This is a genomic window from Lutibacter sp., from assembly GCF_046055765.1.
Taxonomy (GTDB): Bacteria; Bacteroidota; Bacteroidia; order Flavobacteriales; family Flavobacteriaceae; genus Lutibacter.
In genome coordinates this window covers 23,814-34,001 of sequence record NZ_JASFZF010000069.1, presented here as the reverse complement: position 1 = coordinate 34,001, position 10,188 = coordinate 23,814, and the positions used below count along the sequence as shown (strand labels likewise).

The 10,188-nt window shown below is 29.1% G+C and carries 13 protein-coding genes; 8 read left to right on the top strand and 5 right to left on the bottom strand.

From position 1 onward, the window contains the following. Nucleotides 1-419, top strand: a 419-nt coding sequence (locus tag QM495_RS07210) for a C10 family peptidase (RefSeq protein ID WP_408671438.1), incomplete at its 5' end; no start/stop codon positions are given. A 100-nt stretch (nucleotides 420-519) separates the two neighbouring features. Then, on the top strand, nucleotides 520-1,014 hold the full coding sequence (locus QM495_RS07205; RefSeq protein WP_408671437.1) for a hypothetical protein: 495 nt from the start codon (nucleotides 520-522) through the stop codon (nucleotides 1,012-1,014). A gap of 126 nt (nucleotides 1,015-1,140) precedes the next feature. Here QM495_RS07205 and cdaA read toward each other — a convergent pair whose 3' ends face one another. From cdaA to QM495_RS07185, 4 genes are read right to left on the bottom strand one after another with little or no spacing between them, the layout of a single operon-like run. Then, nucleotides 1,141-1,914 carry a diadenylate cyclase CdaA gene (cdaA, locus tag QM495_RS07200; RefSeq protein ID WP_408671436.1) on the bottom strand — a complete coding sequence of 258 codons (774 nt, stop codon included), beginning with the start codon at nucleotides 1,912-1,914 and terminating at the stop codon, nucleotides 1,141-1,143. A 46-nt stretch (nucleotides 1,915-1,960) separates the two neighbouring features. Further along, nucleotides 1,961-2,674, bottom strand: coding sequence for a hypothetical protein (locus tag QM495_RS07195; protein WP_408671435.1), 714 nt, complete (start codon nucleotides 2,672-2,674; stop codon nucleotides 1,961-1,963). After that, on the bottom strand, nucleotides 2,674-3,504 hold the full coding sequence (folP, locus tag QM495_RS07190; RefSeq protein ID WP_408671434.1) for a dihydropteroate synthase: 831 nt from the start codon (nucleotides 3,502-3,504) through the stop codon (nucleotides 2,674-2,676). Before folP ends, QM495_RS07195 begins: the two co-directional genes overlap by 1 nt. Then, nucleotides 3,504-4,085, bottom strand: coding sequence for a TIGR00730 family Rossman fold protein (locus QM495_RS07185; RefSeq protein ID WP_408671433.1), 582 nt, complete (start codon nucleotides 4,083-4,085; stop codon nucleotides 3,504-3,506). The genes folP and QM495_RS07185 overlap by 1 nt, the downstream gene beginning before the upstream one ends. A gap of 65 nt (nucleotides 4,086-4,150) precedes the next feature. Here QM495_RS07185 and QM495_RS07180 point away from each other — a divergent pair, with 65 nt between their 5' ends. From QM495_RS07180 to QM495_RS07160, 5 genes are all read left to right on the top strand, one after another. Beyond that, entirely contained in the window at nucleotides 4,151-4,693 is a 543-nt protein-coding gene (locus tag QM495_RS07180; protein WP_408671432.1) for a DUF1599 domain-containing protein, read from the top strand. A 1-nt stretch (nucleotide 4,694) separates the two neighbouring features. Beyond that, on the top strand, nucleotides 4,695-5,657 hold the full coding sequence (locus tag QM495_RS07175) for a BT_3928 family protein (RefSeq protein WP_408671431.1): 963 nt from the start codon (nucleotides 4,695-4,697) through the stop codon (nucleotides 5,655-5,657). A 3-nt stretch (nucleotides 5,658-5,660) separates the two neighbouring features. Further along, nucleotides 5,661-6,032, top strand: a complete 372-nt coding sequence (gene crcB, locus QM495_RS07170) for a fluoride efflux transporter CrcB (RefSeq protein ID WP_408671430.1) — start codon at nucleotides 5,661-5,663, stop codon at nucleotides 6,030-6,032. Nucleotides 6,033-6,329: 297 nt separating this feature from the next. Then, nucleotides 6,330-6,668, top strand: a complete 339-nt coding sequence (locus QM495_RS07165; RefSeq protein ID WP_408671429.1) for a P-II family nitrogen regulator — start codon at nucleotides 6,330-6,332, stop codon at nucleotides 6,666-6,668. Nucleotides 6,669-6,693: 25 nt separating this feature from the next. Then, on the top strand, nucleotides 6,694-7,935 hold the full coding sequence (locus tag QM495_RS07160; protein WP_408671428.1) for an ammonium transporter: 1,242 nt from the start codon (nucleotides 6,694-6,696) through the stop codon (nucleotides 7,933-7,935). A gap of 170 nt (nucleotides 7,936-8,105) precedes the next feature. On the opposite strand, the gene QM495_RS07155 is transcribed toward QM495_RS07160, so the two are convergent. After that, entirely contained in the window at nucleotides 8,106-8,717 is a 612-nt protein-coding gene (locus QM495_RS07155; RefSeq protein WP_408671427.1) for a DUF1684 domain-containing protein, read from the bottom strand. A 250-nt stretch (nucleotides 8,718-8,967) separates the two neighbouring features. Here QM495_RS07155 and QM495_RS07150 point away from each other — a divergent pair, with 250 nt between their 5' ends. Further along, nucleotides 8,968-10,188, top strand: coding sequence for an MDR family MFS transporter (locus tag QM495_RS07150; protein ID WP_408671426.1), 1,221 nt, complete (start codon nucleotides 8,968-8,970; stop codon nucleotides 10,186-10,188).

The window sequence follows — 10,188 nt, the reverse complement described above, 5'->3', positions numbered from 1 at the left end:
TTGATATAGGCTTACCAGAAAATGTTAATATGCAGTATTCGCCTGGTGGTTCTAGCTCAATTTCTGCAGACGCAAGAAATGTTCTAGTAAATAATTATGGATATTCTTCTACTGCAACATATTCTGATTACAACTTTAATACTGTAAAACAAGAAATAAAAATGTACAATCGTCCAGTATATATGAGAGGTTCACATACTTATGAAACTCATGGTACTTGGTTTTGGGAATACACAACCTTTCATGATGGACACGCTTGGGTTTGTGATGGCTATAAACAACAATATGATGTATATATTTATAATGAAGGCACACAAAATGAATATACGAAACAAGAAAATACTTATGAATGGTTGTATATGAATTGGGGTTGGCAAAAAGAGGTAATGGTTGGTTTTACAAAAATAATATTTGGGTAAATGGAGTATTAATAACACTTCAAAATGGAAATGTTGAAAACCCTAATTTTCAATATAGTCGAAAGTGTATTTACAGAATTAAACCTTAAAAACCAAAATTATGAAAAATTTAATTTTTTTATTACTTGTATCTATTCTAGTATTTTCGTGTAATTCAAATGATGATAACCAGGGTAATAACTCTTTTTATAATTATGCTAGAGGTGTTCAATTTAGAGTTTCTTCAACAAGTGGGATTGATTTATTAAACCCAAACAATACTGGAGCTTATTTAGAAGAGAATATAAAAACATACAACCTTATTGATGGTGAAGTTGTTGAAGCATACTATGCAAACGCAACTAATCCTAGAGGTTTCAGTATTACTTCACCTAAAGATTCTGGAGATGATAAGTACCGCATTAATGTTCATGTTTATAACCCTGAGTTAGAAAATGTCGTTACTTATATTGAATGGAATGAAACAGATACAGATACTATTAAAAGTAATTCTGTAGCAAATGGAAATTCTTTAGTGCTAACTCAAGCTTGGTATAATAATAGTCTTCTGATTGATGAAAGTACTGAAAATTTACCTGAAATTATAAAAAACTAAAGATAACACAGTATAAAAAAAATGGCAGTTAAGTGTCAAATTTTAAGTTTGGTATTTAACTTCCATTTTTTTTAAAAAACGCTGTAAATAGTAAAGGCACAATATGCAATTTGCAAGTAAAGTTGCTTAATTTAAATCGTAGCGAATTGTTTCAATTAATTCGTTATTATTTTTAAATAGCACAAATTCTCCATCTTTAGCATAAGATATTTCTCCAGTTTCCTCTGAAACAATTAAACAAAGTGCATCCGTTTTTTCAGTAATTCCAATAGCAGCTCTATGTCTTAACCCAAAACGCAATGGTAAACTTTTTTTAGAAAGTGGTAAAATAATACGTGTAGCAATAATAAAGTTTTCATTAATAATGATAGCACCATCGTGTAATGGACTGTTTTTATAGAAGATACTTTTTAATATAGGCTGATTAATTTCAATATTCATTTTGTCTCCTGTAGATTTTAGGAAATCTAAATTATGTGTTCGTTCCAAAACAATGAGTACACCAGTTTTAGTAGTAGCCATAGACTCACATGCATAAACAATAGATTCTACATCTGTAGTAGTTTGTATTTCAGTATTTAAAAAATTAAGTTGCTTTAAAAAATTTCGCTTGTTGGTGAAATTTGTGGAACCTAACATTAATAAAAATTTTCTTACTTCGGGCTGAAAAACAATAAGAATGGCAATGGCACCCAAACTAATTAAAGTTCCTAACAAGCCGCTAAGCATTTCCATTCGCAGTGCTTGGGTAATTTTCCAAATAAGAATAACCAATGCAATTCCAATAAAAATATTAATAGCAACAGTTCCTTTTAATAATTTATAAACGTAGTACAATAAAATAGCTACTAAAACAATGTCTAAAATATCTAAAAAAGAAAAGTCTATAAAGTCGAGCATTTAAGTTGTTTTTGTAAAAATAGGAAAAAGATTGCATTTTATGTAGTTATTCACAACCACAATCTGGCACTTTATTTTGGTCAAAAATAAATTCGAGGTGATTAGTTAAAATAGCCGCATTATTAAAGTTATGAAGCATTGTTTTATAATATAAATAATCTTGATAAGATAATTTGTTATTAAAGTTTAAGTGTAGCATTGTTTGTTTTCCTTCAGAAGAAAATTCAATAAACTCGAGAAGTGTAGTTTTAAATTCGTCATTTTCCATTTTGGCATCATTTAGCCAAACGTTATTTGGATTAAAAGTTAAGTTTATATTGTTGTAATTTTTATAAACTTCCCTATTTATTTTAATATAAGATTTTGATAAAAGGCTATCAGTTTTATAGATAACAGCATCAAATTTTAAAAATGAAAGTTTTTTTGAATTGGTATCTGAATAGCTAAAATAGTCATGCATTCCATCTTCTGAATGAAACGATTTTTTGTGTTTATATTGCAATTTTATGATGGAAGGAATAATTACTTTTAATGGTAAATGTTTATCAATATTATATATCCAATGTGTGGTGCTAATGGTATTTTTTCTATTAACATTGGCAATAGTGTCATTATTTTTAATCTCTAAAAATATCCAAACTTGAGAGTGATTATGAATTTCCTGAATTCCTTGTTCAGCTAGCATTGGAATTTTTATTTCTCGTTTTGAACAACTAAGAATTGAAAAGGAAACTAAAACAAGTACTAATAATTTTCGCATTAAATTTTATTTAATAATTCAACAATTTTTATGGTTTCCATAGCTTCTTTTACATCATGAACTCTTAACAGACTGGCACCGTTTAAAAGTGCAATAGTATTTGCTGAAGTTGTGGCATTTAGGGCTTTATTCTGATTAATTTCTAAAGGTTTAAATAACATCGATTTTCTTGATAGGCCAACTAAGGTTGGAACTTCAAAGTTTTTAAAGAGTTCTAGTTGTTTTAGTAATTCATAATTTTGTTCTAATGTTTTTCCAAAACCAAAACCTACATCAGTAATAATATCATTGACTCCTAAAGAGCGTAATTCATCAATTTTTTTTGAAAAATAATACAATAGTTCTTGAATAATATTAGAATACGTTGGCTTATTTTGCATAGTTTGTGGTGTGCCTTGCATATGCATCATAATATACGGAACTTGTAATTTAGCAACTGTAGTAAACATATTAGTATCCATATTTCCAGCTGAAATATCATTAATCATGCAAGCTCCAAGATGAATACATTGTTCTGCAATTAAACTTCTAAATGTATCCACTGAAATTAGCAGATTTGGAAATTCTTTAATCAATAGTTTTATTACAGGAGTAATACGTGCTAATTCTTCATCTTCTGAAATGTGTTTAGCACCAGGACGAGATGAATAAGCACCAACATCAACAAATGTTGCACCTTCGCTTAACATTTTTTCAATGTGATTAATTATAACTGTGGGATTGTTGTATTTTCCGCCATCAAAAAAAGAATCAGGCGTAATATTTAAAATTCCCATCACTTTTGGTGATGCTAAATCTATTAATGTCCCCTTACAATTGATACTTTTCATTATCTAACCACTTTGTTAATTACTTTGGTCATTTCTGGAGCTTCATAATTAAACATTTTTGAAATTAAATCATCAATAGACTCACTAACTATTAACATTTCTTTGTTAGATTGTTTTAGGTATCCTTCAGTAACCATGACCTCTAACTGTTTAATTAAATGATTAAAAAATCCGTTGGTATTTAAAATTCCTACAGGTTTTTGTTCAATACCAAGTTGTCCTAAGGTTAAAGCTTCAAAAATTTCGTCTAAAGTACCAAAACCACCAGGTAATGCAATATAACCATCAACCAATTTGCTAATTTTTACCTTTCTCTCGCTCATAGTTTTGGTGACAAACATTTCTGTAATTTCAGTGTGTACCACTTCTTCGTGACGTAATAAACCTGGAATTACACCAATAACTTCTCCTTTTTGTTCAATAATAGTGTCGGCTAAAACTCCCATCATACCAATTTTTCCTCCGCCATAAACTAACCCAATATTATTTTTAGCAAAATGATTGGCCAATTTAATAGCGTCATTTTTATAAACTTCATTGAAACCTAGGCTTGAGCCACAAAAAACAGCAACTTTCTTCATAAATGGATAATTGATTTTTTAATTCGTTAAATTTGTTCGAAATTTACGGAAATATTTAAAGTTACATGCAACAAACTTCAAAACAATATAACGACGTAATTGAAAAATGTCGTTCATTATATATTAATAAGTTAAAAGATTATGGAAGTGCTTGGCGAATTTTGCGTTTGCCATCGTTAACCGATCAAATTTTTATCAAAGCACAGCGTATTCGTCAGTTGCAACAAAATACGACTCGAAAAGTTGACGAAGGTGAAGTTTCTGAATTTATAGGAATTATTAACTATTCAATTATGGCTTTAATTCAGTTAGAAAAAGGAATTGTAGAACAGCCTGATTTAGAAACTGAAGAAGCTATAAAATTGTATGATAAACACGTGACAATTACCAAGCAATTAATGGAAGATAAAAACCATGATTATGGTGAAGCTTGGCGGGATATGCGTGTAAGTTCATTAACCGATTTAATTTTACAAAAACTGTTAAGGGTAAAACAAATTGAAGATAATAAAGGAAAAACGTTAGTTTCTGAAGGAATAGATGCTAATTATCAAGATATGGTAAATTATGCGGTATTTGCTTTAATTCATATTCATGCCACCAAATAAAATGAAAATATTAGTTCATATCTCAAGACTTTTTGTAGCTGCTACGTTTATTTTTTCTGGATTTGTTAAACTAGTTGATCCGCTAGGTTCAGCATATAAATTTGAAGAATATTTTGGGTATGATGTGTTGAATTTGGAATTTTTAATTCCGTATGCATTACTATTTTCAATAGTATTAATCCTTGCTGAAATCATGTTAGGTGTTATGTTGCTTATGGGATATTTACCAAAACTTACAGTTTGGAGTTTGTTGGGTATTATTGTAGTATTTCTTTTTCTTACTTGGTATTCAGCGTATTACAATAAAGTAACAGATTGTGGTTGTTTTGGTGATGCTTTGAAATTAAGTTCTTGGGGAACGTTTTATAAAAATATTGTTTTAGTTGCTTTAATTTTGTTGTTAGTTTTAAAATCACAATACATAAAACCGCTAGTGAGTAAGAATATTGCAAAATGGATCTCATTTTTATCGTTTTTTATTTTTCTGTTCATAACCTATCATGTATTAGTTCATTTACCAATTATAGATTTTAGATCGTATGCAATTGGTAAAAATATTTCTGAAGGAATGGAGTATGTTGGAGATGAAGAACCTCCAATACATGATTTCTATTTAGAAACTGCTGAAGGAAATAATTTAACTGAAGTTGTATTAGCTGAAGATAATGTATTGTTAGTTGTTGCTTATAATTTAAGTAAAACCGATTTACAAGGGTTTTCTAATATAAAAACCGTTACGGATATTGCAATTAAAAAAGGATATACTGTTTATACGCTAACTTCTTCAACGAATGAAGAATATGACGCTATAAAAAATAAATTTAAATTAAATGTTGAAATGTTGTTTTGTGATGGAACTACATTAAAAACAATTATTAGGGCAAATCCAGGAATTTTAACACTACAAAATGGTACGATTACTGGAAAGTGGAGTTGGGTAGATACTGATTCTGTAAAATTATAATATATGAAACAAGCATTATTAGTATTTGTAGGTGGTGGGTTCGGTAGTGTTGGTAGGTACTATGTGGGTAAATGGTTAAACAATTTTGAGAATGCTATTCCTTATGGCACCATGTTGTCTAATGTCCTAGGAAGTTTGTTAATTGGACTAATATTGGGTTATTTGGGTAGAACTGCAAATGTATCTGAAAATCAAACATTATTATTAGCTACAGGTTTTTGTGGTGGTTTTACTACTTTTTCTACGTTTGCTTATGAAAATCATTTATATCTAAAAAACGGGGATTACTTTAGTTATTTACCTTATACTTTATTGTCTTTATTTCTCGGTTTTACTGCTGTTTTTCTAGGTTTATATCTTTCAAAATTAGTATAGTTAATTTCTTAAATTTACAAAGGAAGTAATCCTTTTTATCTTCAAATGTGTAATCAATAAATTCTACCCTTAAAATTTAAGGGTACGATTCTTAATTTTCTTTAATTAAGGAGATCCATCCCTAAATATCATGGGGTTGATTCATAACAAATGCAATAAAAAATTATATTACCTATAAAAAAATAGGGCAAAAATAAAAATATTAATAAATATACAAGATACACCCCCTTATTTTTAGGGGGTGTGATATTTTATAGATACTTTTGAGCGGAAATTAATTATAAAAATCATTTAATTATGAAAAAAATTGAAGCAATTATTAGAAAATCAAAATTTGATGAAGTTAAAGAAGCATTGCATCAAATTGAAGTCAATTTTTTTAGTTACTGGGATGTCACTGGTGTTGGAAATGAAAAACAAGGACATGTTTATAGAGGTGTAAGCTATAGTACTTCAGATATACAGCGTAGATTTTTATCTATTGTAGTAACGGATCCATTTTTAGAAATTACCGTTGATGCCTTACTAAAGGCTGCTTTTACAGGAACTGTTGGAGATGGTAAAATATTTGTATCAGATGTTATTGAATCTTACAGAATTAGAACAAAAGAAAAAGGAGCAGACTCATTAAATTAAAACACAACTACGAACTTATTATATTATGGAAAGCACATTATTTACTGTAAACAATGTATGGATGATGATTTGTACCGCTTTGGTATTTTTAATGCATTTAGGATTCTCATTGTTAGAAATTGGATTAACAAGACAAAAAAACACCATCAACATATTATTTAAAAACGTATTTATTATTTCAATAGGAATGATATTATACGCATTAGTTGGTTTCAACTTAATGTATCCAGTGTCATTTATTGCTGGAGTAATTCCTGATTATTTTATTGATTTATTTGGGTTAACAATGCCAGAAAATGGCTTAACAGCTGAATATGCCAATGGAGGTTATACCTATTGGACAGACTTTTTATTTCAAGGTATGTTTGCCGCTACAGCGGCAACTATAGTTTCTGGAGCTGTTGCTGAAAGAGTTAAGTTAGGCTCCTTTATGATTTTTACAATTATTTATGTTGGAATAGTATATCCAATTACAGGCTCTTGGAAATGGGGAACAGGTTGGCTAGATGAATTAGGGTTTTATGATTTTGCAGGATCAACTTTAGTACATTCAGTAGGTGGTTGGGCAGCATTAGTTGCAGTTTGGTTATTGGGTGCAAGAATTGGTAAATTTAAAAAAGATGGCTCTATTGGTGTAATACCGGGTCATAATATGCCTTTTGCAACTGCAGGTGTTTTTATTTTATGGCTGGGTTGGTTTGGTTTTAATGGTGGTTCTGTTCTTTCTGCTGACCCTGCAAAAACATCATTGGTTTTGGTTACTACTTGTTTGGCAGCAGCTTCTGGAGGATTGTCTGCATTTTTAGTATCATTGTTTAGATATAAACAGTATGATTTATCAATGTTTTTAAATGGGGTATTGGGTGGTTTAGTTGGAATTACAGCAGGAGCAGATGTTATGACCGTAACAGATTCAATTATTATTGGATTTATTGCAGGAGCCTTAATTGTTTTAGGCGTTGCATTAATTGATAAATTAAAATTAGACGACCCTGTTGGAGCAATTGCAGTTCACTTAATTTGTGGAATTTGGGGAACATTGGCTGTTGGTATTTTTGGTGATTTATCAGGTTGGGAACAGCTAGGTCATCAAGCAATTGGTGTTGTTTCAGTAGGTGTATTTTGTTTAATTACTTCTTATGCAATTATTAAAACATTAAAAGTGACAGTTGGTATAAGAGTTTCTGAAGAAGAAGAACAGGAAGGTTTAGATATTCATGAGCACGGTATGGATGCTTATCCGGATTTTCGTTTAAATCAACACTAATTATCACCTATAAAATTGACAGATTCATTTAGTTTAGGAGTTGTTACATCAGCATTTTTTAATCCAGATGAAGATGCTTATTAGGTGTTTTTAATTTCTCTATAAAACCTTAAAATAGGTATTGAATAACCTCAAGTTTTGGTCTATTCTGATTTTTTTGAATGGGCTTTTTAATGATATTTACCGTAAGCTTTTACGCCTGCCAAAATTTCAATAGGTAATGTATTTTCAGAAGGTGGAATTGGACAAGAATATTTATGATTGTAGGCGCAATATGGATTGTAAGCTTTATTAAAATCTATTATTATAGTTTTACTTCCTTCAGATGGAAGTTTTAAATCTAAAAATCTTCCACCACCATAACTTAAATTTCCACTTGTTTTATCATTAAACGGTAAAAATAAATAATCTTCATATTCTACATTTGTCATTAAGTCTTGACTTTGGTAAACACTTAACTCAAATTTTTTGCCATGAAGAGTGAAATGTGCAATTCCATATTTTCTATATAAAGGCAAACGATCTGTAGTTGTTTGCATTTCAAAAATAGGAGTATTTGGCGTAAGTTCAAGACTAGCTTCAACGCTATAATTTTTATCAATTTTAAAAAAGTCTAATGATTTAAATATTTTTAAGCCTTCTTCAGTTAAAGGTGATGTTGAAGCATTGGCATACTCTGTATTTAATTCGTATTGTACTAATTTTATTTCATCTTCATAAGTGGGCTTGTTACTTGAGCAAGAAATAGCAATTATAAAGAAAGTATAGAAGAAGTTTTTCATGATAAAAATAATTTATAATCCAAAAGTACTAAATATTATTAGTTTGATAAAAAAACATTAATAATTGAAATTATTTTGTAGTTTTGATAAAAATAATACAATAATTTATGAATAATTGCACACAATATGATACCGTAATTAAGAAGTTTTTAACAAACGGCCGATATATAAATGTGTTATAATTATTAAACAATAAATAATATCAATTCATTTTAAACCCGGCTTTTAGCTGGGTTTTTAATTTTGCAGTATGATAAAAAGAACATTAAATAGTTACCACAATTCGTTTAAAGGGCTTTCAAAAGAAGTTTGGTGGTTGGCTTTAATTACATTTATAAATAGGGCTGGTACCATGGTATTGCCATTTTTATCATTATATCTAACGGAAGATTTAAAGTTATCTTTGGCTCAGGTTGGTTGGATAATGACAATTTTTGGTGTAGGATCTTTATTGGGTTCTTGGTTAGGTGGGAAACTAACTGATAAAATTGGGTTTTATAAAGTAATGTTTTGGAGTTTATTAATTACTGGATTTTTGTTTATAGGCTTGCAATATGTTACAACATTTACAGGATTTGCAATTGGTATATTTATAACAATGATGGTTGCAGATACTTTTAGACCTGCGATGTTTGTGTCTCTAAAAGCTTATAGTAAACCTGAAAATCAAACTAGATCACTAACTTTAATTAGGTTGGCAATAAATTTAGGTTTTTCTTTTGGACCTTTTTTAGGTGGTTTAATTATAACTACTTTAAGTTACTCTGGTCTTTTTTGGGTTGATGGAATTACGTGTATTTCGGCAATTTTATTGATGAAAGTTGTATTAAAAGAAAAAGAATTTCATGTTAAAAAAAAGGAAGACTTATTAGAAAATATAGTAACATCTATCTATAAAGATAAGCAATATTGGATATTTTTAGCAGTAGTCTTTTTAATGGGTTTCATATTTTTACAATTGTTTACAACAATGCCATTGTATTACAAGGGAATTTATAAACTAACTGAAGTTGAAATAGGATTATTAATGGCAATGAATGGATTTTTAATATTTTTATTTGAAATGCCTTTAATTCATTATATAGAAAAAAAATTATTTGATAAACTAAAAATTATAACTTGGAGTTTAGCATTATTTGCGCTTAGTTTTATTATTTTAAATGTGACCAATTGGGTTGGAATTTTAGTTATAAGTATGTTGCTTATAACGTTGGGTGAAATGTTAGCTTTTCCATTTACAAATAATTTTGCTATGACAAGAGCACCTTCAGGTAAGGAAGGGCGTTATTTAGCTTTGTACACTATGGCATTTTCATTTGCACACATTTTTAGTGCAAAAACAGGAATGGAAATGATTGACAGATTTAGTTTTGAATTTAATTGGTATTTAATGGGGTTTTTAGGATTAATTTCAATTGTACTTATGTTTTGGTTGAGAAAAAGTTTAAAAGAACAAAAAAAGGTTATTTAA